19 protein-coding genes are annotated in these 24,957 nt (G+C 74.7%); 11 read left to right on the forward strand and 8 right to left on the reverse strand.

The features are described 5' to 3' along the window. Positions 1-7 precede the first annotated feature (7 nt). On the reverse strand, positions 8-1,105 hold the full coding sequence (gene wecB, locus ABZ452_RS25725) for a UDP-N-acetylglucosamine 2-epimerase (non-hydrolyzing) (RefSeq protein ID WP_357947821.1): 1,098 nt from the start codon (positions 1,103-1,105) through the stop codon (positions 8-10). Positions 1,106-1,511: 406 nt separating this feature from the next. Between wecB and ABZ452_RS25730 the strand changes: the two genes are divergently transcribed. The 4 genes from ABZ452_RS25730 (at position 1,512) to ABZ452_RS25745 (ending at position 8,264) form a co-directional block, all read left to right on the forward strand. Continuing rightward, positions 1,512-3,197, forward strand: a complete 1,686-nt coding sequence (locus ABZ452_RS25730) for a glycosyltransferase (protein WP_357947823.1) — start codon at positions 1,512-1,514, stop codon at positions 3,195-3,197. A gap of 98 nt (positions 3,198-3,295) precedes the next feature. Further along, positions 3,296-4,888, forward strand: coding sequence for a glycosyltransferase family 4 protein (locus ABZ452_RS25735; protein WP_357947825.1), 1,593 nt, complete (start codon positions 3,296-3,298; stop codon positions 4,886-4,888). A gap of 148 nt (positions 4,889-5,036) precedes the next feature. Further along, on the forward strand, positions 5,037-6,293 hold the full coding sequence (locus ABZ452_RS25740; protein ID WP_357947828.1) for a nucleotide sugar dehydrogenase: 1,257 nt from the start codon (positions 5,037-5,039) through the stop codon (positions 6,291-6,293). 90 nt (positions 6,294-6,383) lie between these two features. After that, positions 6,384-8,264: a hypothetical protein gene (locus ABZ452_RS25745; protein ID WP_357947831.1), complete on the forward strand. Its 1,881-nt coding sequence runs from the start codon at positions 6,384-6,386 to the stop codon at positions 8,262-8,264. A gap of 34 nt (positions 8,265-8,298) precedes the next feature. Here the strand turns inward: ABZ452_RS25745 and ABZ452_RS25750 are convergent, their stop codons facing one another. Further along, positions 8,299-9,468 (reverse strand): hypothetical protein, encoded by a 1,170-nt coding sequence (locus ABZ452_RS25750; protein ID WP_357947833.1) that lies wholly within the window; start codon positions 9,466-9,468, stop codon positions 8,299-8,301. A 302-nt stretch (positions 9,469-9,770) separates the two neighbouring features. Between ABZ452_RS25750 and ABZ452_RS25755 the strand changes: the two genes are divergently transcribed. From ABZ452_RS25755 to ABZ452_RS25770, 4 genes are all read left to right on the forward strand, one after another. Further along, a complete protein-coding gene (locus tag ABZ452_RS25755) occupies positions 9,771-11,315 on the forward strand; it encodes a glycosyltransferase family 4 protein (protein WP_357948155.1) in 1,545 nt (514 codons plus the stop codon). Further along, on the forward strand, positions 11,312-12,892 hold the full coding sequence (locus tag ABZ452_RS25760) for a glycosyltransferase (RefSeq protein WP_357947836.1): 1,581 nt from the start codon (positions 11,312-11,314) through the stop codon (positions 12,890-12,892). Before ABZ452_RS25755 ends, ABZ452_RS25760 begins: the two co-directional genes overlap by 4 nt. Next, positions 12,889-14,172: a nucleotide sugar dehydrogenase gene (locus ABZ452_RS25765; protein ID WP_357947838.1), complete on the forward strand. Its 1,284-nt coding sequence runs from the start codon at positions 12,889-12,891 to the stop codon at positions 14,170-14,172. Before ABZ452_RS25760 ends, ABZ452_RS25765 begins: the two co-directional genes overlap by 4 nt. Positions 14,173-14,331: 159 nt before the next feature. After that, complete coding sequence (locus ABZ452_RS25770) at positions 14,332-16,080, forward strand: CDP-glycerol glycerophosphotransferase family protein (RefSeq protein ID WP_357947841.1); 1,749 nt, start codon at positions 14,332-14,334, stop codon at positions 16,078-16,080. Positions 16,081-16,135: 55 nt separating this feature from the next. Here ABZ452_RS25770 and ABZ452_RS25775 read toward each other — a convergent pair whose 3' ends face one another. Then, positions 16,136-16,678: an acyltransferase gene (locus tag ABZ452_RS25775; RefSeq protein WP_357947844.1), complete on the reverse strand. Its 543-nt coding sequence runs from the start codon at positions 16,676-16,678 to the stop codon at positions 16,136-16,138. A gap of 151 nt (positions 16,679-16,829) precedes the next feature. Continuing rightward, positions 16,830-17,168, reverse strand: a complete 339-nt coding sequence (locus ABZ452_RS25780) for a DUF952 domain-containing protein (protein WP_357947847.1) — start codon at positions 17,166-17,168, stop codon at positions 16,830-16,832. Positions 17,169-17,247: 79 nt separating this feature from the next. Here ABZ452_RS25780 and ABZ452_RS25785 point away from each other — a divergent pair, with 79 nt between their 5' ends. Together ABZ452_RS25785 and ABZ452_RS25790 are read left to right on the forward strand one after the other, a co-directional pair. Further along, positions 17,248-17,916 carry a response regulator transcription factor gene (locus ABZ452_RS25785; protein WP_357947850.1) on the forward strand — a complete coding sequence of 223 codons (669 nt, stop codon included), beginning with the start codon at positions 17,248-17,250 and terminating at the stop codon, positions 17,914-17,916. A gap of 10 nt (positions 17,917-17,926) precedes the next feature. Further along, on the forward strand, positions 17,927-19,381 hold the full coding sequence (locus ABZ452_RS25790) for a HAMP domain-containing sensor histidine kinase (RefSeq protein ID WP_357947852.1): 1,455 nt from the start codon (positions 17,927-17,929) through the stop codon (positions 19,379-19,381). A 7-nt stretch (positions 19,382-19,388) separates the two neighbouring features. Here the strand turns inward: ABZ452_RS25790 and ABZ452_RS25795 are convergent, their stop codons facing one another. The 4 genes from ABZ452_RS25795 to ABZ452_RS25810 form a co-directional block, all read right to left on the reverse strand. Then, complete coding sequence (locus ABZ452_RS25795) at positions 19,389-20,342, reverse strand: TAXI family TRAP transporter solute-binding subunit (protein WP_357947855.1); 954 nt, start codon at positions 20,340-20,342, stop codon at positions 19,389-19,391. A 123-nt stretch (positions 20,343-20,465) separates the two neighbouring features. After that, positions 20,466-21,131, reverse strand: a complete 666-nt coding sequence (locus ABZ452_RS25800; protein WP_357947858.1) for a hypothetical protein — start codon at positions 21,129-21,131, stop codon at positions 20,466-20,468. A 107-nt stretch (positions 21,132-21,238) separates the two neighbouring features. Further along, on the reverse strand, positions 21,239-22,036 hold the full coding sequence (gene yaaA / locus ABZ452_RS25805) for a peroxide stress protein YaaA (protein ID WP_357947860.1): 798 nt from the start codon (positions 22,034-22,036) through the stop codon (positions 21,239-21,241). Positions 22,037-22,058: 22 nt separating this feature from the next. Beyond that, on the reverse strand, positions 22,059-23,669 hold the full coding sequence (locus ABZ452_RS25810) for a hypothetical protein (protein ID WP_357947863.1): 1,611 nt from the start codon (positions 23,667-23,669) through the stop codon (positions 22,059-22,061). A gap of 119 nt (positions 23,670-23,788) precedes the next feature. On the opposite strand from ABZ452_RS25810, the gene ABZ452_RS25815 reads away from it, so the two are divergent. After that, a complete protein-coding gene (locus ABZ452_RS25815; RefSeq protein ID WP_357947866.1) occupies positions 23,789-24,829 on the forward strand; it encodes a phosphatase domain-containing protein in 1,041 nt (346 codons plus the stop codon). Positions 24,830-24,957: the final 128 nt, after the last annotated feature.

The raw sequence follows: 24,957 nt of genomic DNA on the forward strand, positions 1-24,957 counted from the left end.
CCTACAACTACTCTTTCGTCGATTCGGAGCCGGTCAGGACGCTCACCACCCGGCGGGCGGCGCGACCGTCACCGTACGGCGTGCCCTGCGGCGCGGTCGGGGCGGTGCGGGTGGCCGTCTCCGCCCAGGGTCCGGCGCCCAGCGACGCCGGGTCGGCCACCAGCCGGTTCCAGCCGTCGTGCAGCGTCTCGACCCACTCGGTCTCGGAGCGCAGCGTGGTGCAGGGCCGGCCGAGGAGGTAGGCCTCCTTCTGCAACCCGCCGGAGTCGGTGACGACCCCGACGGAGCCGAGGACCGCCCGCACCATCTCGGCGTACGGCAGCGGCCGGCCCACCCGGATCGCGCCCTGCTCCAGCTTCAGGCCCTGCTCGGCGGCGCGTCCCACCAGCCGGGGGTGGGCGAGCAGCGCCACCGGGACCGGCAGGGCGGCCAGCGCCGCGACCAGCGAGGCCAGGCGCTGCGGGTCGTCGGTGTTCTCCGCCCGGTGCAGGGTGCAGAGCAGGTACGGGGAGCGGGGGTCGACACCCTCCGGCAGGCCGGCGGGGGGCGCGCCGTCGGCGAGCACCGTGTCGCGTACGCGCTGGCAGACGTCCACCATCACGTCGCCGACCAGCGTCGCCCGGGACCCCAGCCCCTCGGCGCGCAGGTGCCCCATGGCCTCCTCGGTGGGGGCGAGCAGCAGGTCCGCCGCGTGGTCGGTGAGCACGCGGTTGTGCTCCTCCGGCATCCGGCGGTTGAACGAGCGCAGGCCGGCTTCCAGGTGCGCCACCGGCAGGTGCATCTTCACGGCGGCGACCGCGCCCGCCAGGGTGGAGTTGGTGTCGCCGTAGACCAGCACCCAGTCGGGCCGCTCGGCGGCGAAGACCGGGTCCAGCGCGGCGAGGATCCGGCCGGTCTGCTCACCGTGGCTGCCCGAACCGATGCCGAGGTGCACGTCGGGCTGGGGGATGCCGAGGCCGGAGAAGAACACGTCGGACAGGTCGGCGTCGTAGTGCTGCCCGGTGTGCACGATCACGTGGTGGTGCGCGGTTTCCGCGAAGGCGGCGGCGATGGGTGCCAGCTTCACCAGCTGCGGCCGGGCTCCGACGATGCTGACAACCTTCACTACGCGTTCACGACCTTCACTTCGGGTGCTCCACCTGGACTCGGGGCATGCGGATGTCGGTGCGGGGCGCTGTCGGGATGGGCGGCCGGGCCGGGGGCCGGCCTCAGAAGTCTAGCCACCGGCGGTGTCCGGACCACGTGCGCCCGCGTGTGTCGGTGCCCCCTCGGCCGGTCGGCCGACCGGTCACCTTTCGCACCGTTCGGCCCTGCCTGTGCCACATGATGCCAGATGATGAAGGGCTCTTCCGGGAGCGACCAGCGGTTTGGCGGTGTGTCGAGCGCTGTGGCAGACTCGTGCGCGACCAACCGTCCGTCACCGCTCTGGCGACCGTTCCGGCAGCAGGGGGCCCGCGCCCGATGGCTTTCGATGTGCCTCGCGACCCGACGGCTCGCCCGGGGGTCCTGGGATGAGTCTTCCGCGCGCCGCCAAGCGGTCGGCCCGCCGGGCCGCCAGGTTCGCCGTGCGGGTGACGACCTCGCCGTCCGCCATGCGCTCCCGTGCGGTCGCCGGGCTGTGGAACGCGGCGGTCACCGCTCCCGGCCTGTCGGACCGGACCCGCGGCAAGCTCGCCGACCTGCTGCACACCCGGCTGCTGGCCGCGGGGCAGCCGGAGCGGGCGGCCCGGGTGTCCGCCACGGCGCTGCGCCGGGTCGGAAGCTCCCGGCTGCGCGCCGAGATCCTGACCCGGCAGGCGGTCGCCGAGCTCGACGCCGGCACGCCGCCCACTCTTCCGGCCGCTGTCGCCGCTCAGCTGGCCCTCGCCGACGACCGGCTCGGCCGGGGCGACGTCGCGGGCGCCGTCCGCTTCCTCGAGGCCGCCCAGCGGCAGCTGTTCGACCGGCGGCTGCACTTCGATCGTCTGACGTCGCCGCTCGCCGAGGACGCCGGGGACTTCCTGGCGCCCTGGCATGCCAGCGCCGCCGTCCGGGCCCTCTCCGCGCCTCGTGGCCGGCAGGGTTCGCCCGCTCCGGCGCCGACCGACCGGCCGCTGCGGCTGCTGATGGTCACCTACGGCAACCACGGTTTCCTCGATCTCATCCGGCGGCACTTCGACCAGCGACCGGACGTCGAGCTGCGGTTCCTGGACCCGGGCGAGGACGGCACCCACGTGCCGCTGCTGAACAACCGGCGCGCGATGATGCAGCACGTCCTCGCCGGCGACACGACGTACGGGGACAAGGTCACCGAGTGGCTCGCCCCGCAGGTCGAGTGGGCCGACGTGGTCTTCGTGGACTGGTGCGCCGCGCTGGCGGTGCTGTTCTCGATGATCGATCCGGGGTCGACCCGGGTGATCGTCCGGCTGCACAGCTTCGAGGCCTTCGCCGCGTGGCCGCACCTGGTGGACTTCTCCCGGGTGGACGACCTGATCTTCGTCTCCGACCACCTGCGCGACCTCACCGTCGCCGCCGTGCCGGCGGTGACCGCGGCCGGCACCCGCCTGCACGTGATCAGCAACGCCATGGACCTGCGCGCCTTCGAGCGGCCCAAGGAGCCGGAGGCCCGCTTCACCCTCGGCCTGGTCGGCATCAAGGCGGTCGCCAAGGATCCCCGGTGGGCGGTCGAGGTGCTGCGCCACCTGCGGGCCCACGACGAGCGGTACCGGCTGCTGCTGTTCGGCCGCGACCTGGACGCGGACGCGAGCCCGGACAGCCGGCGCTACTGGGACGCCTTCCTGGCCGACATCGCCGAGCTCGAACCGAGCGGGGCGGTGGTCCGGGTCGGGCAGGTCGACGACGTGCCGGCGGCGCTGACCCCGGTCGGCGTCATCCTGAGCAGCTCGGTGCGGGAGAGTTTCCACTGCGGTCTGGTGGAGGGCGCCGCGAGCGGTGCGGTTCCGGTGGTCCGGGACTGGCCGTTCTTCGCCGGCCGGCCGTCCTCGGCCCGCAGCCTCTTCCCGGTGGACTGGGTGGTCGACAGTCCGGCGGACGCCGCCCAGCGGATCCTCGCCGTCACGGCGACCGAGGATGCCTGGCGCAAGGCGAGTGAGGCAGCCGCCGAGCACGTGGTCGCGACCTGGGACTGGGAGCAGGTCAAGCACCAGTTCGACCAGGTCGTGGCGGGTACGACCGTCCGTACGGCGGGTGGCAGCTGAGCGACGCGGCAGGCGTCGCCCGGTCGAGAGCTGTTGGGCACCCGCGCGCACCGGCGACGCCGGCGCCGCATGGGCCTCGAGACAGAGGAGAAAAGGCAATGGCCGCGACGGGGGAAGGTGCGCCGCCGGCGCCCGCCCGGATCGTGATACTCGTCGACAACGGCGTGAACGGCGACTCGCGTGTGCAGAAGACCGCGAAGTCCGCCGCCGACGCCGGCTGGGACGTGATCCTGCTCGGTCGCTCACCGAACGGGCAGCCGCAGAGCTGGCAGTTGGGGGCGGCGAAGGTGCAGCTCGTGCGGATGCCGAGTCCGCTGAAGCAGCGCCGGCACGAGTTCCGCCGGCGCTGGTTGACGGGGCCGCTGGCGTACCCGCCGACCGGTGTCGCGGCGTACCGCCAGCAGGAGGTGCGGGCCTGGCAGGCTGACCTGCGGGTGCGCCGGGCGGCGTTGGCCGGCGGCGGTGGCTCGACGCTGGCCCGGCAGGGCCTGCGGGCGCAGGAGCTGGCCGCCAAGGTGACCCGGAAGTGGATCTCCTTCCGGCACTGGCAGCTGACCCGGGGCCAGACCAAGCGCAAGACGCTGAGCACCCCGTCGGACCGGGCCTACACCTGGCTGCAGCTGCGGCTGCGGGGCGACCGGGCCTGGCGCAAGCTGGAGCCCGCGCTCTGGGACTACGAGCTGGCCTTCGGCCGCACGGTCGACGAGCTCAAGCCGGACATCATCTACGCCAACGACTTCCGGATGATCGGGGTCGGCGCCCGCGCCAAGATCCGCGCGGCGGCCAAGGGCCGCACGATCAAGCTGATCTGGGACGTCCACGAGTACCTGCCCGGCGTGAAGCCGCGCGCCGACAACGCCCGGTGGATGGTGGCCAACCGTGCCCACGAGCACGAGTACGCGCGGCACGCCGACGCCGTCATCACGGTCTCCGAGCGGCTCGCCGAGTTCCTCAAGCGGGACCACCACCTGCCCGAGCTGCCCTCGGTGGTGCTGAACACCCCGCACGCGGCCGACGCGCTCGGCGCGGCCACCGGCGACGGGCCGGACATCCGCACCGCCTGCGGTCTCGGCCCGGACGTGCCGCTGGTGGTGTACAGCGGAGCCGCGGCCGCGCACCGCGGGATGGGCGTGATGGTGGAGGCCCTGCCCCGGCTGCCCGGGGTGCACGTCGCGTTCGTGGTGAACGCGCCGACCGGCCCCTATCTGACCAGCCTGAAGAAGCGGGCCGCCGAGCTGGGGGCGGCCGACCGGCTGCACGTGCTGCCGTACGTGACGCCGGCCGAGGTGGTCGGTTTCCTCTCCACCGCCACCGTCGGGGTCATCCCGATCCACCACTGGCTCAACCACGAGATCCAGCTGATCACCAAGTTCTTCGAGTACTCGCACGCGCGGTTGCCGATCGTGGTCAGCGACGTGGAGACGATGGCCGCCACGGTCCGGCAGACCGGGCAGGGCGAGGTCTTCCGCGTCGACGACGTGGACGAGTACGTCCGGGCGATCGAGGCGGTGGTGGCGGACCCGCAGCGCTACCGCAAGGCGTACGAGTCGATGGATCTCGCCGCGTGGACGTGGGAGGAGCAGGCCAAGGTGCAGAACGGCCTCTACCACCGGCTGGCGCCGCAGGGCCGGCGTCCGGCCCTGCCGGAGTCGGGCGGCCTGCCCGTCACGGACGAGCTGACCCGGTTGTGACGGCCGGTCCGGGGCGGCGGGAGCGTCGCCCCGGACCACCGCGAGGCCGGGGTCGCCCGGCCGGCACCAGGTACCATCCCCACGGCTGTCGAGGGCGGAGGCCGCTCGACCCTCCTCCGCCGGACCACCGACGCGCAAGGGACATGAAATGACAGATGTGGTGATTCTCGGCCTGGGCTACGTCGGGCTCCCGCTGGCCCGGGAGGCCGTCCGCGCCGGCGCCTCGGTGCTCGGGTTCGACGTCAAGACCAGCGTCGTCGACGCCCTCAACGCCGGCCGCTCCCACGTCGACGATCTCTCCGACGACGACATCGCCGAGATGCTGGGCGCCGGCTTCCGGGCGACCACCGACGAGACCGAGATCGCCAGCGCGGACGCGGCGGTGATCTGCGTGCCGACGCCGCTGTCCGAGGACGGTGGGCCGGATCTGGCCGCCGTCGAGGCGGCCACCCGCGCGGTGGCCCGCAACCTCCGCGCGGGCATGCTCGTGGTGCTGGAGTCGACCACCTACCCGGGGACGACCGACGAGATCGTCCGGCCGATCCTGGAGGAGTCCGGCCTGCGCGCCGGGACCGACTTCCACCTGGCGTTCTCCCCGGAGCGCATCGACCCGGGCAACGCCCGCTTCGGCCCGCGCAACACCCCCAAGGTGGTCGGCGGGCACACCCCGGCCTGCGGCGACCGGGCGGCCGCCTTCTACGGGCGCTTCGTCGACACGGTGGTGCGCACCAAGGGCACCCGCGAGGCGGAGACGGCGAAGCTGCTGGAGAACACCTACCGGCACGTCAACATCGCGCTGGTCAACGAGATGGCGCGGTTCTGCCACCAGCTCGACATCGACCTCTGGGACGTGATCAACGCGGCGAGCAGCAAGCCGTTCGGTTTCCAGGCGTTCTACCCAGGTCCGGGCGTCGGCGGTCACTGCATCCCGATCGACCCCAACTACCTCAGCCACAACGTCCGGGCCAAGTTGGGCTACCCCTTCCGGTTCGTGGAGCTGGCCCAGGAGATCAACGCGACGATGCCGTCGTACGTGGTCCGCCGGGCGCAGGACATCCTCAACGACGCCGGCCTGGCGGCCAACGGCTCCTCGGTGCTGCTGCTGGGCGTGACGTACAAGCCGGACATCGCCGACCAGCGCGAGTCGCCGGCCGTGCCGCTTGCCCGGTTGCTGCACGGCCTCGGCGCCAAGCTCAGCTACCACGACCCGAACGTGGAGACCTGGCAGGCCCTCGGCGGCAGCGTGCCGCGCGCCGAGGATCTGGAGGCCGCCGTCGCCGCGGCGGATCTGGTCATCCTGGTGCAGAACCACCGGTCGTACGACGTGGACGCGCTCGCCGCCCGGGCCAAGCGCTTCTTCGACACCCGCGGCGTGACGACGGGCGACACCGCACACCGGCTCTGACCCGCCCGGGTCCGCCCCGGGCGATCCGCGACACTCCGTGATGCTCCGGTTACTCTGCGATCAACGGAGTCGCTCGTAGGATCGGGCGTCATGGCTGGTAACCCGCCCGACGCCCGGGGTCCGCACGGCCCCGCTCTCGCCGGGCCGGGTGACGACGGGCCCGCGCTCGTCGTGGACCGGCCCGCGCCGGCCGCCGGACCCGCGGACACCACGGTCGCGGCCGGGGCGGCGCGGCCGGCCCGGGAGCGGCGCCGCCGGCACGACCTGTCGGTGGCCCTGGTCTACCTGGCCGGCGCCGTCCTGGTGACCGGTCGGGGCTGGCTGGACGTGCACGGCCGGCTGCTCGGCAGCCGGCCGTCCGACCAGGGCTTCAACGAGTGGATGCTGGCGTACGCGGCGCACGCCGTCACGCACCTGGAGAACCCGTTCTTCACCACGCTGCAGAACGCCCCGGACGGGGTCAACCTGATGACCAACGTCGGGATGCAGCTACCCGGCCTGGTGCTCACCCCGGTGACGGTGCTGTTCGGGCCGCCGGCGGCGTACCTCGTGTTCGTCACCCTCAACCTGGCCGGCACCGCCTACGCCTGGTACCACGTGCTCTCCCGGCACCTGGTGCGGTACCGCGTCGCCGCCGTCGCCGGCGGGCTGTTCTGCGCGTTCGCCCCGGCGCTGGTGTCGCACAGCAACGGCCACCCGCACGTCACCGCCCAGTGGCTGGTGCCGTTCATGCTCTGGCAGGTGGTCCGCCTCGCCCGGGACGGCCGGGTGCTCCGCGACGGGCTGGTGCTCGGCCTGCTGATCGCGGCGCAGTTCTTCATCGGCCTGGAGGTCCTCTTCCTGACCGCCCTGGGCTGCCTGGCGGGGCTGCTCGGCTGGCTGCTGGTCCGGCCCCGGGAGGTGGTGGCCGCCGCCCGGCCGCTGGCCGGCGGGATCGCCGTCGCCGGGCTGCTGGTGCTGGTGGTCGGCGCGTACCCGCTGTGGATGCAGTTCGCCGGCCCGCAGCACCGGGTGGGTCACCCGGGCTCGCCGGACCAGTACGCCCTGACGTTGCGCTCGTACGTCGCGTACGCCACCGAGTCGGCGGGCGGCGGCCGGCACAGCGCGAAGGGCCTGGTCGCCAACACCACCGAGGAGGCGAGCTTCTACGGCTGGCCGTTGGCGGTCCTGGTCCTCGGCGCGGTGCTCTGGCTGCGCCGGCAGGCGCTGGTCCGGGTGCTCGCCCTGGTCGCGGCGGTGGCCGCCGTCCTCTCCCTCGGCACCACCTGGACCTGGGGCGCCGGGCGCACCTCCGTGCCGGCGCCCTTCGCCCTGGTCGCTGACCTCCCGGTGTTCGACTCGCTGGTGGTCGCCCGGTTCGCGCTGATCACCACCGCTGCCGTGGGCGTGCTGCTGGCGCTCACCGTCGACCGGCTGGCGGGGCTCGCCGGGCGGCCGGATCGGGCGTACCGGCTCGTGGCCGCGCTCGGCGGCGCCGCGCTGCTGGCGGCGGTGGTGCCGGTGGCGCCCACGCCGCTGCCGTCGCAGCCGCGGGTGCCGGCGCCCGACTTCGTCACCTCGGGCGCCTGGCGGGACCACGTCACGCCCGGACGGACCCTGGTGCCCGTACCGGTCGACAACATGACGTCGCTGTACTGGAGTTCCGCCGCGCTCGTCGGCTTCGCCGTCCCACAGGGCTACTTCCTGGGCCCGGTGTCGAGGACCGACCGGACCGGCCGGTGGGGCGTCGAGCCGCGGCCGACGGCCGTCCTGCTCACCGCCGTCGGCCAGGGGCGGCATGCCCCCGTGGTCGCCCCGGCCGACCGGGACCGGGCGCTCGCCGACGTGCGGCACTGGCGGGCCGACGCGCTGGTGCTGCCGGCGGCGCACCCCCGTGCGGCACAGCTGCGTGCCGTGCTCGACGCCCTGTACGGGCCGGGCCGTCAGGTCGACGACGTGTGGCTCTGGGACGTCCGTCCCCGCACCCGTTGAGCGGCGGCGCGGGCGCCGTGCCCGCGCCCGCCCGTCACGGCGAAAAGCGCCAGACCAGCAGCAGGTACCCGCCGAAGTAGGCGGCCACCAGCGCGAGCGTGGTCAGCACGGTCACCGCCCTGGCCCGACCGGCCCGCGCCAGCGCCACGGCGGCGGGCAGCAGCAGCGGGAACGCGGGCAGCAGGAACCGCGCCTTCGAGTGGTAGAAGCCGGCGGCGCCCAGCGTGGTCAGCAGCAGCAGCCCGCTGTAGAGCAGCAGCTGCCACGGCTGCCGGTCGAGCAGGCTGAGCACGAACAGCATGATGGCCAGCACCGCCACCAGCGTCACGACGTAGAACTCCACCTCCGAGGGCCTGCTGAGCACCTCCCGGCCGCGCTCGAACGTGTTCACGCCGAGATCGAAGGACGATCCCCAACCCTCGCCCTGGATCCGGAACCAGCCGTCGGGCCGGCCGACGCGCCAGCCCACCCACGCCAGGTAGGCCAGCCACCCGGCGGGGGCGAGCAGCATGGCCGCCCACGGTCGCCACCCGTCCCGACGGCGTATCACCGCGATCAGCGCGGCCAGGCCGACCACCCCGATGAGCGAGGAGCCGGTCGGCCGGGTGAGGCCGGCGAGCAGGCAGAGCACGCCGGCGGTCAGCCAGCGCCCCCGCAGCAGCGCGTACAGCGACCAGGCCGCCAGCGCCGTGAACAGCCCCTCGCTGTACGACATGAGCTGCACCACCGAGTGGGGCAGCACGCCCCACAGCACGGCGAGGACCACCCCGACGCGGCGGTCGTACACGTGGGCGCCGACGGCGAACAGCCCCCACGCGGCGGCGAATCCGCCCAACCACGACACCAGCAGGGCGGTGTGCCGCAGGTCGAACGGCGTGATCGTGTCCAGCGCGGCGGTCAGGCCCGGGTACAGCGGGAAGAACGCCATGTTGCTGTGCAACTGCTCGGCGGCGTCGTAGCCGTTGCGGGCGATGCCCAGGTACCAACTGCCGTCGGAGCGGGTCAGCTCGCCGACCGTGCTGCGACCGGTGCTGCGGGCCCAGAGCCAGACGCTCAGCAGGCCGAGCAGCCGTACCGCGGTCCAGGCGGCGAGGGCGGGCAGGGCGTACCGGACGGCGGCGCGGAGCCGCGCGGCGGGCCCGTCCGGCGCCGGCGGGTCGGCCGGGTCCGGCGCTGACGGCCGGCGTTCTCTGGTCGTCGCCATGTCCATTTTCGTCCTGTCCGCAGGGAGGCTGGGCGGGCCGGCCGCTGCCCGCCGACGGTGCGCCCAGGGGGAGGCCGGGACGTCCGTCGGGGTGGGGCATGCCCCGGCCGCCGCCGGCCAGGGATGCAGGTTAGCAAGCGGTCATTCGGTACGGGAGACACGGCGGCGGCGGGCCCGTTGCGCCCTGTCGCGTTGTCGTAGACTCGCCGGTGTCCTCGGGCCGCGGGGCCGAGGGGACGGAGATGGGCGGTATGGGAGCTGAGGGCGCAGACATGACGGAGCGCACCCGGGGACGCGTCGTCATGCTGGTCGACAACGGTGTGAACGGTGACTCGCGGGTACAGAAGGCCGCCCGTTCCGCCGCCGACGCCGGCTGGGAGGTCATCCTGCTCGGTCGGGCTCCCGGCGGCACGCCGCAGACCTGGCGCCTCGGTGCGGCCGAGGTCCGCCTGCTCAAGGTGCCGCTGCCCATGGCCAAGCGGCCGCACGAGTTCCGCCGGTCGTGGCTGCGGGCGCCCCTGGCGTACCCGCCGACCGGCATCGCCGCCCACCGCGCGCAGGCGGTCCGGGCCTGGCGTGCCGACCTGCGGGTCCGCCGCGCCGAGCTGACCGCCGCCGACCGGCGTCCCGCGCTGCGCTGGCAGCTGCTGCGGACCGAGGAGCGCTTCTCCGGTCTGGTCCGCCGCTGGGTGTCGCTCCGCCAGCGGGAACTCACCCGGGCCCGTCAGGGGCGCAAGCTCGACGGGCCGTGGGACCGCGCCTTCACGCTGTTCTGGCAGCGGGTGCAGGGCGGCGGGGCGTGGCGGCGGCTGGAGCCGGGCCTGTGGGACTACGAGCTGGGCTACGGCCCGGTCATCGACGAGCTCAAGCCCGACCTCATCCACGCGAACGACTTCCGCATGCTGGGGGTCGGCGCCCGCGCCAAGATCCGCGCCGCCGCGGAGGGGCGGCACATCGCCCTGGTCTGGGACGCCCACGAATACCTGCCCGGCGTGCAGCCCTGGCGCGACAACGCGCGCTGGCTGCCCGGCAACATGGCCCACGAACGCGAGTTCGTGCCGTACGCCGACGCGACGATCACCGTCTCCGGCGGCCTGGCCGATCTGCTTCAGGCCGAGCACGGGCTGGCCGAACGGCCGGCGGTGGTGCTCAACGCGCCGGCCGTGGACGAGGTGACCGCCGACCCGGCCGGGTCGCCCGACATCCGCGCCCTGTGCGGCATCGGCCCGGACGTCCCGCTGCTGGTCTACAGCGGGGTCGCCGCTCCCAAACGCGGGCTCTCGGTGATGGTCGAGGCGCTGCCCGAGCTGGCCGGGGCGCACGTCGCCCTCGTGGTCAACAAGCCCGGCTCCGACTACGTGCGCGGGCTCGTGACCCGGGCTCAGGAGCTGGGGGCCGGCGACCGGTTGCACGTGCTGCCCTACGTGCCGCACGACCAGGTGGTGCCCTTCCTCTCCGGCGCCCAGGTCGGCGTGATCCCGATCCAGCACTGGCCGAACCACGAGATCGCGCTGATCACCAAGTTCTTCGAGTACTCCCACGCCCGACTGCCGCTGGTCGTCTCCGACGTCCGGACGATGGCGGAGACCGTGCGCTCGACCGGCCAGGGCGAGGTGTTCACGGCCGAGGACGTGACCGACTACGTCCGGGCGGTCCGGTCGGTGCTGGCGGACCGGGACCGTTACCGCGCCGCGTACGACCGGCCGGGGCTGCTGGCCGACTGGACCTGGGCGGCCCAGGCGAAGATCCTCGACGGGGTGTACTCCCGGCTGCTGCCGGAGCGCCCGCCGCGCAGCGTCGGCGGGACGCCGTCGGCGCCGCTGCTCCCCGCCGGGGTCGGCAGGTGACCCAACCGGACGTCACCGTGGTGACCGCCGTCTACAACACCATGCCGGACCTCACCACCTGCCTCACCTCGCTGGTCGAGCAGACCATCGGGCTGGACCGGCTGGAGGTCGTCGCGGTGGACGACGGCTCGACCGACGGCAGCGCGGAGGAACTGGACCGCTTCGCGGCGCGCTACCCCGGCACCGTGAAGGTGCTGCACCAGCCCAACTCGGGCGGTCCGGCCGCGCCGAGCAACCGCGGGCTGGAGCACGCCACCGGCCGCTACGTCTTCTTCATCGGCTCCGACGACCACCTGGGCCCGGAGGCGCTGGAGCGCATGGTGGCCGCGGCCGACCGGTGGGGCTCGGACGTGCTGCTCGGGCGGCTCGTCGGGGTGAACAAGCGGTACGTCCACCAGGCCATCTTCGCCAGCACCCAACCCGAGGTCGACCTCTTCGCCTCGGCGCTGCCGTTCGCGCTGTCCAACACGAAGCTCTTCCGCCGGGAGCTGGTGGAGAAATACGGCCTGCGCTTCCCGGAGGACATGCCGGTCGGCAGTGACCAGCCGTTCACGCTGGAGGCGTGCCTGCGGGCCGGCCGGATCTCGGTGCTCGCCGACTACGACTACTACTACGCGGTGAAGCGCGCCAACTCCGGCAACATCACCTACCGCAGCACGCACCTGGCGCGGCTCGGCTGCGTGGAACGGATCGTCGCCTTCGTCGCCGAGCACATCGAGCCGGGCGAGCGGCGCGACGCCGTCCTGCTCCGCCACTTCACCTGGGAGATCGCCAAGCTGGTCCAGGATGACTTCCTCTCCCTCGACCGGAAGACCCAGGAGCAGGTGCGCGAGGGCGTCGGGCGGCTCGCCCGGGAGCACCTCACCGAGGGGATCAGGGGCAAGCTGCCCGTGACCGCCCGGGTCCGGATCGGCGTGGCCGCGTACGGCACGCTGGCGGACCTGGTGGCCGTGCTCCGCCAGGACGTGCGGCACGGGTTGCCGCAGACGGTCCTGCGCGACGACGGCTGGTTCGCCCGCTACCGCGGCTTCGGCGACGGCCGGTGCGGGCTGTCCGACGACTGGTACGAGATCACCACGCCGATCTCCCGCTGGTTGGCCCGGCTGGAGGCGGTGGCCGTACGGTGGGCCGTGGACGGTTCGGGGGAGCGGACGGTGCGGGTGACCGCCCGAGGCCCCCGGCCCGACCTGGCCGAGATGGCCGGCGGCGCGATCACCGTCTCGGCGGGGCGGACGGCCGGCACGGTAGATTCGATCGAGGCCGACCCGCTCGGTGCCACGGTCAACATGTCGTTCCGGGCCCGGGACCTGCTCACCGGGCTGAAGCCCGGCGGGGAGCGCCGGGTGGTCAAGGTGACGATCACCCGGGACGGCGACAAGGGTTCGACCCCGGTGCGCGGCCCGCAGCCTTCGATGGTGCAACGGTCGTTCCACCGGGAGGGCGGCCAACTGTTCGTGATCACCAGCAGCACGAACCGCAAGGGCGACCTGATGCTGGTCGTCTTCCCGGTGACACTGCGCCGCATGATGTCCGGCCTGCGACGCAGGCTCCCGCTAGGAGGAAAGAAACAGCCATGAACATCTGCGTCGTCGCGCTCGGCAAGATCGGTCTGCCGCTCGCCGTGCAGTTCGCCTCGAAGGGGCACCGGGTGCTCGGTGCCGACGTCTCGGAGCGGGTCGTCCAGCTGGTCAACGACGGTGCCGTGCCGTTCCCCGGCGAGGCCGACCTGGACGTCAAGCTGAAGGAGGCGGTGGCCGCCGGGCTGCTGTCGGCCACCACCGACACCGCCGCCGCGGTCGCCGAGTCCGAGGCCGTCGTCGTGGTCGTGCCGCTCTTCGTGGACGCCGAGGGCGTGCCGGACTTCGGCTGGATGGACGACGCCACCCGGGCCATCGCCCGCGGGCTCAAGCCCGGCACGCTGGTCAGCTACGAGACCACCCTGCCGGTCGGCACCACCCGCAACCGCTGGGCCCCCATGCTGGAGGAGGGCTCCGGCCTGACCGCCGGCCGGGACTTCCACCTGGTGTTCAGCCCGGAGCGGGTGCTCACCGGCCGGGTCTTCGCCGACCTGCGCCGCTACCCGAAGCTGGTCGGAGGCATCGACGAGGCGTCGGCCGAGCACGGCGTGCGCTTCTACGAGGCGGTGCTGGACTTCGACGAGCGGGCCGACCTCGACCGCCCGAACGGCGTCTGGGACCTCGGCTCGGCCGAGGCGTCCGAGCTGGCCAAGCTCGCCGAGACGACCTACCGCGACGTCAACATCGGCCTGGCGAACCAGTTCGCCCGCTTCGCCGACACGGTGGGCGTCGACGTCACCAAGGTCATCGAGGCCTGCAACACCCAGCCGTACAGCCACATCCACTCGCCGGGCATCGCCGTCGGCGGCCACTGCATCCCGATCTACCCGCGGATGTACCTGTGGAACGACCCGTCGGCCACCGTGGTCCGCTCGGCCCGCGAGGCCAACGCCGCCATGCCGGACTACGCCGTCGACCTGCTCGCCGCCGCGTACGGGGACCTGACCGGGGTGGGCGTGCTGGTGCTCGGCGCGGCCTACCGGGGCGGCGTCAAGGAGACCGCGTTCTCCGGCGTCTTCCCGACCGTCGAGGCGCTGCGCGCGCGGGGCGCCGTCCCGTACGTCGCCGACCCGATGTACACCAACGAGGAACTGGCCGCGCACGGCCTCCCCGGCTACGAGGGCGAGCCGGTCGGCGCCGCGGTCATCCAGGCCGACCACGCCGAGTACCGCAACCTCACCCCGGCGGACCTGCCGGGCGTGACGGTGCTGGTCGACGGCCGCCGGGTCACCGACCCGGCGCGCTGGACCGGCGTCCGCCGGGTGGTCATCGGCGGCTGACCGCCCGCCCGCAGGCTCCGGGCCCCGGCCGTGTGACGGCCGGGGCCCGCTCGCGTCGCGCCCCCCGCCCGCCCAACTTGTGTGGTCTGCCCCTTTTCGGGGTACGCGGCTGCCCGGTATCGGATCACGTCGGCCGGTGGGCACACAGGGAGCAGCCCGTTGTTCAGCAGAGTGCGGAGCCAGCAGGGCCTCACCGCGGTCGGCCTGACGCTGCTCGGCTACGGCGTCATGATCCTCTCCGGGGTGCTCGGTCTGCCGGTCCCGTACGCGGTCGCCGCGCTCGTGGTGATCAGCGGTGAGCTGGCCCTGGCCACCCGGTACGCCGAAACCGGCGAGCTGCTCCGCAAGGCCGGCCTCGGGCTGGTCTTCCGGCGCCTGGTCCGCGACCTGTCCGTGGTGCTGCTGGTGGTGAGCACGGTCCGCCCCGGCGTGGCCGGCACCGTGGCGGTGCTGCTGCTGCCGGCCGGCCTCTGGACCGTGGCGGTCGGCAGCACCGTGCTGACCAGGGTGCTCGACGGGCGGGCCGCCACCCCGGCGCTCACCCGCAACCTCGACCTCGGCGCGGCGCGCCGGCTGCCGGTGCCGCCGGCCTGGGCGCGACATCTGGCCGGCCTGCGGCTGCCGCTGCTCAACGTGCTCCTGGTGCCGGCCGCCGTGGTGGCCGCGGCGACGGGCCGGATCGCCCCCGTGGTGGTCACCGCCCTCGTCACCCTGGCCGCCGGCGTGGTCACCGCCGCGGTGCTGGCGCTCGCCGCCCTGCGCGGGCGCGGGACGGCCCCCGGCGTGCTGCCCGCCGTGCACGACTGGTTGGCCCGGGAACGGCCCGAGGTGGCGCTCTACTTCGCCGGCCCGGCCAAGGACGTCTACCAGGCCAACATGTGGCTCGCCCCGGTCGAGGCCACCGGCCGCCGCGCGGTGGTGCTGCTGCGCGCCCCGGACGCGTTCCGCGAGCTGGCCGACACCCGGCTGCCGGTGATCTGCGTACCGGCCGGGGTGGACTTCATGAACCTCGACCTCGGCTCGATCCGGGTCGCCCTGTACGCCGCCAACGTCGGCGCCAACATCCACCTGCTGCGCGAGCCCGGCGTGAAGCACGTCTTCGTCGGCCACGGCGACAGCGACAAGCAGGCCAGCGTCAACCCGTACAGCAAGGTCTACGACGAGGTCTGGGTGGCCGGGCCGGCCGGCCGGGAGCGGTACGCCCGGGCCGGGGTGGGCGTGCTGGACCGCGACATCGTGGAGATCGGGCGGCCGCAGCTGGGCGGGGTGCACACCTTCGGCACCGCCGCCGCCGACCACGTCTTCACCGTGCTCTACGCCCCCACCTGGGAGGGTTGGCTCGACGACGACCCTTACCACACCTCCCTGGTGCTGATGGGGGAGCGCATCGTGTCCGGGCTGCTCGCCGCCGGCGACCTGCGACTGATCTACAAGCCGCACCCGCTGACCGGCACCCGCTCCCGGAAGGCCCGGGCGGCGCACGAACGGATCGCGGCCCGGGTCCGCGCCGCGGGCGGCCGCACCGACCCGACCTCGCTGGACGGCACCGCGCACCTCGTGGTGACCGGCCGGACCCCCGCCCTGTTCGACTGCTTCAACGTCACCGACCTGCTGGTCAGCGACGTGTCCAGCGTGGTCTCCGACTTCGTGCAGAGCGAGCGCCCGTACGTGGTGGCCAACCCGGCCGGCCTGCCGGAGGACGAGTTCCGCCGTACGTTCCCCACCGCTCGGGCGGCGTACCTGCTCTCGGTGGACTGCGGTGAACTGCCGAAGGTCCTCGCCGTCACCCGGGCCGGGGACGACCCGATGACCGGGGAGCGGCGGGAGCTGAAGGAGTACCTGCTCGGCCCGGCCGGGTCGAACCCGATGGACCGGTTCCGGGACGAGATCGGCCGGCTCTGCGGCTGAGCCCCGGCGCGGCGCGGGGGGCGACGACCGGTCCGGCCGTCGCCCCGCCACGCACTCAGCCCTGGTGCGGCGGGTTGTCGACGTCCCGGGAGACGACCTCGCCCTTGGCGTCCACCCAGCCCTTCGGCCGGGCCGGGTTGCCGGCCACCAGCTGGTACGGCTTGACGTCCCGGGTGACCACCGAGCCGGCGGCGATCATCGCGTACTCGCCCACCTCGATGCCACAGACCAGGGTGGCGTTGGCGCCGATCGAGGCGCCCCGGCGGACCATGGTCGGGGTGATGGTCCAGTCCGGGTTCTGGGCGCGCGGGCGGAAGTCGTTGGTGAACACCGCGCAGGGGCCGACGAAGACCTCGTCCTCGATGGTCACGCCCTGGTAGACCGAGACGTTGTTCTGGATCTTCACCCGGTCGCCGACGGTGACCTGCGCGTCGACGTACACGTTGCGGCCGATCACGCAACCGGCGCCGACCTGCGCGCTCGACCGGATGTGGGCCAGGTGCCAGACCTTGGTGCCGTCGCCGACCTTGGCGCCGTCCTCCACGTCGGCCGTCGGGTGGACGAAGACGGAGGCGGACCGGTCGCTGGTGTCAGTCATGTCAACTCGCATCGTGGCAGGGCGCGTCGTCGCGCCGTCGGTGCCGGACGGCCGCGCCGGCTGACCACCGCGCGCCCGGCCGGGCCAGGGCCACCCGGCCGCGCCGGGCTCCCGGAGCCGGCGGGCGGGCTCGACGCAGCATAGCGAGCCGTCAGGCCACCAGCTCGGCCACCGCGTCGGCGGCGGGCCGGTCGGCGGGCAGGGGGTGCGCGGCCACCACCGCGTCCACGGGCAGCGCCGCGTAGAGGTGCGGGAAGAGCGCGCCGCCCCGGGACACCTCCCAGCGCAGCGCGTCGCCGAGCCGCGCCTCGTCCACCGCCAGGACGGTGAGGCCGGTGGCCCCCGCGAAGACCCGGCGGGCGGTCTCCACGACCTGGTCCGGCCCGGACAGGTGGATGTAGCCGTCCTGCCGGTCCAAGGCGGTGCCGGTGAACCGGCCGGCCGCCCGTGCCTGCTCCCACTCGCTGTCGGCCAGAATCTTGTAGATCACCACCGCAGCCTAGAAGCCCACCGGCCCTCCCGTCCGGCCGCATCGTCTGCCACCATTCGCAGGGCAGCACGTCGAGCGGATGGAGGCACGGGTGCGGATCCTCCTGGTCGAGGACGATCGTCGGGTGGCCGGCGCCCTGTCGTCGGCGCTCACCCGGCGCGGATACGAGGTGGAGCACGCCGCCACCGTCGGGGCCGCGCTCTCCGCCGCCCCCTGCGATCTGGTGCTGCTCGACCTGACCCTGCCCGACGGGGACGGCACCGACCTGTGCCGGGAGCTGCGCCGGCGCAGCAGCCAGCTCGGCATCATCGCGGTGACCGCCCGGGGCGAGGAACGCGACCGGGTGCTCGGGCTGCGGCTGGGCGCCGACGACTACGTCGTGAAGCCGTTCTCGATGGTGGAGCTGCAGGCGCGGATCGAGGCGGTGCTGCGGCGGGCCGCGCACACCGCGCCGGAGCGCACCCTGATCGAGGCCGGGGCCGTACGCATCGACGTGAGCGGCCGCACCGTGACCGTGGCCGGCCGGCCCGTGGCGCTCACCCGCAAGGAGTTCGACATCCTGCTCTCGCTGGCCCGCCAGCCCGGGGTCGCCGTGCCGCGGGACCGGATCCTGCTCGACGTCTGGGGCACCACCTGGGCGGACCGGCACACCGTGGAGGTGCACGTCGGCTCGCTGCGCGGCAAGCTCGGCGACCCGACGCTGGTCGAGACCGTCCGCGGGGTCGGCTACCGGCTCCGCGGCGAGTGAGGAGGCCGCCGTGCGCCGCCGGCTGGTGATCAGCTACCTGCTGCTGATGGTGCTGGTGCTGCTCGCCCTGGAGACCCCCCTCGCGGCCACCCTGGCCACCCGGGAGACCGAACGGGTCCGCGCCGACCGGCTCGCCGACGCCACCCGGTTCGCCTCGCTGGCCGGCCCCGCGCTGCGCGGCGGCACCCCCGGCCCGCTGGACGCGGAACTCGCCGCCTACGACGACCTCTACGGCATCGGGGCAGCCGTGGTGGACCGGGACCGCCGGACCGTTGTCGCCTCGACCCGCTGGGAGGTCGGCGCGGGCACCGACCTGGCCCTGGACACCGCGCTGTCCGGGCAGCAGTTCAGCCGGCCGGACGCGGTCCGCCCCTGGGTGGACGGGCCGCTGGTGGTGGCGGTCCCGATCAACGACGGCGGTGAGGTGCTCGGCGCCGTGGTCACCACGACACCGGCGGCCAAGGTGCGCCGCACCGTCACCGCCTGGTGGCTGACGCTCGCGGGGATCGGCCTGCTCGCGGTGCTGGCCTGCGTCTCCACCGCGTTCGGGCTGGCCGGCTGGGTGCTGCGCCCGGTCACCGAGCTGGACGCGGTCACCCACGAGATCGCCGAGGGGCACCGGCGCGCCCGGGTGCGCCCCCGGCTCGGCCCGCCCGAGCTGCGCCGGCTGGCGACCAGCTTCAACCACATGGCCGACGCCGTGTCCGACGTGATGGACCGGCAGCGGGCGTTCGTCGCGCACGCCAGCCATCAGCTGCGCAACCCGCTGACCGCGCTGCGGCTGCGGGTGGAGGAGCTGGGGCCGAGCCTCACCGACGCCGACGGCCGGGCCGAGCACCAGCTGGCGCTGGAGGAGACCGACCGGCTGGCCACCGTGCTCGACGCGCTGCTCACCCTGGCCCGCGCCGAGCGGGAGGAGAACCAGCGGGTCACCGTGGACGCCGCCGGGATCGCCGCCTCCCGGGTGGCGGCCTGGCTGCCGCTCGCCCGGCACCGGTCGGTCACCCTCGCGTTCCACGGCACCGGAGCGCCCGCGTACGCCCGGACCGTGCCGACCGCCATCGACCAGGCGCTCGACGCGCTGATCGACAACGCGGTCAAGTTCAGCGGCGACGGGGGAGCGGTGACGGTGACCGTACGCCCGGCCGACGGCGGGATCGCGCTGGAGGTGCGCGACACCGGCCCCGGCATGACGGCCAGCCAGCTCGACCAGGCCACCGAGCGGTTCTGGCGCGCCCCGGACGTGCAGAACGTCGACGGCGCCGGGCTCGGGCTGACCATCGTCGCGGTCCTGGTCGACGCCTCCGACGGCCGGCTGACCATGCGGCAGGGCGAGCCACGGGGGCTGGTCGCCGAGGTGTGGTTCCCGGCCCCGGACGACGACCTCGTCGAGCCCGACGAACCCGCTGCGGCGCTCGACGACGACCCGGTCCAACCGGTCGGCTCCCCGGGCGGGCGCCGCTGAGCCCGCCTCAGGGCTTGGTGGCCCGGTACCAGTCGGCCGCGCCGGGGTGCAGCGGCAGCGGGGTGGTGACGATCGCCGCCCGGGGACTCATCCGGCCGGCCGCCGGATGCGCCGCGGCCAACTCCTCCCGGCGCTCCATCAGCAGCCGGGTCACCTCGCGCACCAGCGCCGCCGGGAGGTCGGCGCGGGCGATCAGGTAGTTCGGGTTCGCCACCGTGCTGACCGGGTCCGCCCCGTAGACCGAGCGGGGGATGTCCCGGGTCACGTAGACCTGCCCGTACCCGCGGCGCAGCGGCTCGGTCCACTCGCCCAGGTCGACCATCCGCACCGAGGTGCTGGCGGCCAGCTCGGCGACGCCGCGCACCGGCAGGCCGCCGGAGAAGAAGAAGGCGTCGATCCGGCCCGCGCGCAGCGCCGCCACCGAGTCGTCCAGGCCGAGGCGCTCCTGGCGGACCTGGCCGCCGCCGAGCTGGGCCACGGCCAGCAGCCGGCTGGCGGTCACCTCGGTGCCGGAGCCGTCGGCGCCCACCGACACCCGCCGGCCCCGCAGGTCGGCGAGGGTACGGACCGGGCCGCCGGCGGGGGTGACCAGGTGCAGCAGGTCGTCGTAGACCCGGGCCACGGCGAGCACCGCGGGGTGCTCCGGCGCGCGCGGCGGCAGCACGTCGGCCTGGGTGAAGCCCAGCTCCGCCTCGCCGGAGCCGACCAGCCGGACGTTCTGCGCGGACGCCGCGGTGACCTCCACGCTGGCCCGCACGCCGGGCAGCTCGCGGTTGAGCAGCGCGGCCAGCGACTGGCCGAAGGCGTGGTAGACGGCCGTGGGGCTACCCGTGGCGATCCGGATCCGCACCGGCTCGGTGGGCTCGTCCCGGCAGCCGGCCAGAGCGGCCACGAGCAGCAGCAGGAGCGCCAGCGGGGCGGCGGTCCGGCGCCGGCCGCGCACAGACCAGTGTCGGCTCACGCGCAGCACTCTGCGCCGTGGAGCACCCGCCGCGCAAGCCCGGCCGCGCACCGTCCCGCCCGGAGCCGCCCCCGCGGTGCTGCGGTGACCGCGGATCGGCCGGGGTGTGGCGGTCGGGTCTGGTCAGCAGGCCGCCGCCGGGGCCAGCGCCGCGCTCTCGGTGATCCGCGCCCGGTGCGCGCCGTTGGCCACGCTCACCAGGAAGCAGCCCGACCCGGGCCGGAGCACCGCGGGGACCTCCAGCAGCGCCGCGCTCCGGATCAGCACGGCGGCCAGGTCCCGGTCGGCCAGCCGGATGCCGAGGCTGTGCCGGCGCACGTGCCGCCCGCCGGCCAGCAGCGCCGCCCGCCACGCCGCGGCGGCCAACCGGGGCCGCCACACCCGCCGGGCCGTGGAGGCACCGGGGACGGGACCGCCGAGCAGCTCCCGGCGGCCCTGCCGCCAGCCGGCCTCCAGCAGGGCCGCGTACGCCGCCCGGTGCTCCCGGGGCACCGACAGCCGGTGCAGCTCGTACCGGCGGCGCAGGCCGCCCGTGGTCAGCTCGTGCTCCACCGGCACGTCCAGCCGCTGCAGCAGCTGCCGCATCCGGTGCGCCGCGTCCTGGCGGTTGAACTCGGCGATCCCGCCCCGGTACGTGCCGGCGTCGACGCGGCGGGAGTCGGTGGCCGGGGGCGGGGTGCAGCGCACCAGGCAGGCGACCTCGAAGGCGTCGGCCAGGGTGAGCCAGTCCAGTGGCGGGGGCGGCGACCGGCGGGGCCGGTCGAGCAGGGTGGTGGACTCGGGGGCCATCGGAACAGCTCCTTGGTCGGCATCGGGGTTCCCTAACCGTGACCCCCGGTGTCCGCGCCGCGAAACCGCTGCGACCGAGCCTTGAGCAAAATTTGCGGCAACCCGCCTCAGAGTTCGGTGACGACCACGTCGAGCTGGCGGGGCCGGCCGGCCGCCCGCGGCTGCTCCTCGACCGCGTACTTCAGCTCGCGCAACGCCCCGACCAGCGCGTCGGCGGTGCGCGGGCGGGCGCCGGCGGTGAGCAGGTCGCGGACCAGCCGGCCCTTGGTGGCCTTGTTGAAGTGGCTGACCACCGACCGGGCCGGCACCCCCTCCACCTCCCGCTCGTGCAGCACCCGCACCGTGACGGTGCGCTCGGCCACCTTCCCGCGCGGCGCCCAGGTGGCCGCGTACGCCCCGGAGCGCAGGTCCAGCACCGGGCCGGTCCCAGCGGCCGCCGCCATGGCCTCCGCCAGCGCCCGGCGCCAGTACGCCGACAGCGCCCCGACCCCCGGCAGCCGCGCCCCGATCGGGCAGCGGTACGGCGGGATCCGGTCGGTGAGGCGGACCGCGCCCCAGAGACCCGAGCTGACCAGCACCGAACGGCGGGCCAGCCGCTCCGCCGCCGGCGGCAGCGTGGTCAGGTCGAGGGCCTCGTAGAGCACGCCCGTGTAGATCCGTCCGGCCGGCGCGGTGGCCGCCGCCCGCAGCCGCGCGTTGCGCCGCAGTTCCCCGCGCTGCCCCTCGCTCAGGCCCAGCGCGTCGCGGGCCGCCGTCTCGTCCGGGCCGGCGCAGAGGTCGACCAGGGCGGCCAGCACCTCCTCCCGCGCCGGGTTCAGCTCCGGCAGGGAGAGCTTCGACAGGTCCAGCCGCCGGCCGGTGCCGGCCTCGGCCTTCCCCTCCGACGGGGGCAGCAGGATGAGCATCGGCACAGCGTACGGCGCGGGTTCAGCGCCACGGCCGCACGGCAGTCTCCGGGTGGTACACCCGATAGCCGCCGACCTCGGCCACCAGCGCCGCGTCGGCGCGGTCACCGAGCAGCCGGCGCAGCGCGCGCTCCGCCGAGGAGCCGGCGGCCACCACGTACCCGGGCCGGGCCGCCCGCCCCACCCGCTTCCAGTACGCCGGGTAGCGGTTCTGCCCGGGGCTCAGGTCGCCGTCGAGCACCGCGCAGACCACCGCCTCGCCGGTGTTGAAGATCAGCCGGTTGCAGGTCCAGTAGTCCCCGTACACCTCGCGCAGGCCGGCCCGGCGCACCGCGTCGGCCAGCTGCCGGGCCTGCCGCTCCTCGGTCCGCAGGGCCGGGGCGTCGGCCACGAACGCCACGGTGCCGGCCAGCGTGGCGGCCACCAGCGCGGCCAGCACCAGGCCGGCCAGCGCCCCGGCCGTCCGGGCCGCCGCGCCCGCCGTGGCCCGGACCGCGTGCGCGGCGGCCCGCCAGAGCGGCCAGAGCACCGCCGGCAGCGAGATCTGCAGCACCGACAGGTAGCGGGAGTTGCCCACCGGATCGGTCGCGGCGAGCGGGCTGCGCACGTACGCCAGCAGGGTCAACGCCGCACCGACGACCAGGGCGAGGATCGCCACGGCCCGGACCCGCGCGGCGGAGTCCGCGGCCCGGCGGAACGCGACCAGCCCCAGCACGGCGGCAGCCACCAGCAGCACCGGGTAGAGCAACCCGAACCACTGGGCCCAGCGGGCGCAGCCGTCCATCGGACAGAGCCCGGACGCCAGCGGCACCCCCTCCAGCAGCCCGCCGTGCAGCCGCTCCGACACCGACGGGGTCGCGCCGTCCTTCGTGCTGATCTCCCGGAACACCGACAGCGAGTCCTGCCCGTCCGGGGCGACCACGTTGTCCTTGATCACCGGCGCGACCCCGACCAGGAAGCCCACCACCAGCAGCACCCCCGGCCAGCCCACCAGGTCCCGGGGCGCGGCCCAGACCAGCACCAGGCCGGCCACCGCCAGGTAGGGCACGATCAGCCAGTCCGACCAGACCGCCAGCCCCGCCAGCAGCCCGAACAGGCCGGTGGCCAGCCAGCGGTGCCGGACCCGGCGCTCGCCGGCGGCGACCGCGATCAGCAGCATCGCCAGCACCGCCGGCTTCACCTCCGGCCGGCCGCCCACCACGGTGAGCTGGTCCCGGACGACGCGTTCGGAGCCGAGCGCCAGCAGGCCCACCAAGAAGGTGGCCAGCCAGGGGGAGAACAGCCGGCGGCTCAACCGGTACGCCAGCCACAGGAACACCGCGAACAGCGCCAGCAACGGCAGGCGCAGCACCGGCCAGCTCGCCCCCGCCCAGCCCACCAGCGGGGCCGCCAGGTAGGACTCCAGCACACCCATGTAGCGCTGGCCGTAGAGGAAGACCGGCCGCTCGTGGCCCGTGGCGATGTGCAGGGCCGCCAGCCCGAACGTCGCCTCGTCGCTGTTCGAGGTGGGCAGGGTGAGCAGGGTCAGCACCAGCCGGTAGCCGACCCCGGCCGCGCCGAGCACCAGCGCCACCAGCGCCGGCCGGTCCAGCGCCGGACGCCACCGTCCCGGGTCCCGCTCTGGTTCCGACACGACCAACGCCCCCGTCGTCGCCTCGACCGCAGTCTGTCACGGGGGACGCCGGGCGGCGGGGTGGATCGGCGCAGACCACTCGCGTGGCCGGCCCGCGTGGGTTGTGGCAGGGTGACAGCGTGCCACCCACACCACCGGACCAACTGGCCGTGCCGCAGCTGCACCGGGCCGCACGCATCGAGGACGCCCTGCACGGCCTCGTGGAACGCCGGCTACGGCGCACCGGGTGGCAGGCCAACATCGTCGCGTACGCCGGGTACGGCGCCCCCGGTTGGGCGCGGGTGCTCTGCCGGGTGCTGCTCGGCCGCCCCGACACCCGGCAGCGCGGCCGGCTGGAGAAGGTCCGGGGCTGGCGCAGCTTCACCACCCTGCCCGCCAAGTACGCGAAGGTCACCATCGAGGCCGGCGGCGCACGCCACGAGGCGACCGCGGACCGCAGCGGTTTCGTGGACACCGTCATCAAGGCCGACTTCACCCCGGGCTGGGGCTGCGTACGCCTCAGCGTGGCCGACGCCGAGCCCGTCGAGGCGCTGGTCCGCATCCTCGACCCGGAGGTCCGGTTCGGCATCCTCTCCGACATCGACGACACGGTCATGGTGACCGCGCTGCCCCGGCCGCTGCTCGCCGCCTGGAACACCTTCGTCCTCGACGAGCACGCCCGGGCCGCCGTCCCCGGCATGGCCGTGCTGTACGAGCGCCTGGTCACCGCCCACCCCGGCGCCCCGGTCTTCTACCTCTCCACCGGCGCCTGGAACGTGGCGCCGACGCTGACCCGGTTCCTCTCCCGGCACCTCTACCCGGCCGGGCCGCTGCTGCTCACCGACTGGGGGCCGACCGCCGACCGCTGGTTCCGCAGCGGCCGGGAGCACAAGCGCGCCACCCTGGCCCGGCTGGCCCGGGAGTTCCCGGACGTCCGCTGGCTGCTCATCGGCGACGACGGCCAGCACGACCAGGAGATCTACCGTGAGTTCGCCGCCGCCCACCCGGACAACGTGGCCGGGGTGGCCATCCGCCGGCTCTCGCCCACCCAGTCGGTGCTCGCCGGCAGCCTGCCCACCCCCGCGGGCCGCCCCGCCGCCGGCCCGGTCGGCCAGAAGTGGCTGGCCGCCCCGGACGGCGCCGGCCTCTGGAAGCTCCTCCGCGAAGCCGGCCTGGTCTAGCCTGCTCCCTCCGTGTCGGCCGTCCCGGTCCGGCTTCCCGGTCGATCACCGCAGGGGTGGTAGCTGTGGCGGCCGGCGACCCGGCCGTGGCTTCGCCGGGCCGGGTCGCCGTTCCTGCCGCTGGCTCG

Source organism: Micromonospora sp. NPDC005707 (assembly GCF_040631005.1).
Classification (GTDB): domain Bacteria; phylum Actinomycetota; class Actinomycetes; order Mycobacteriales; family Micromonosporaceae; genus Micromonospora.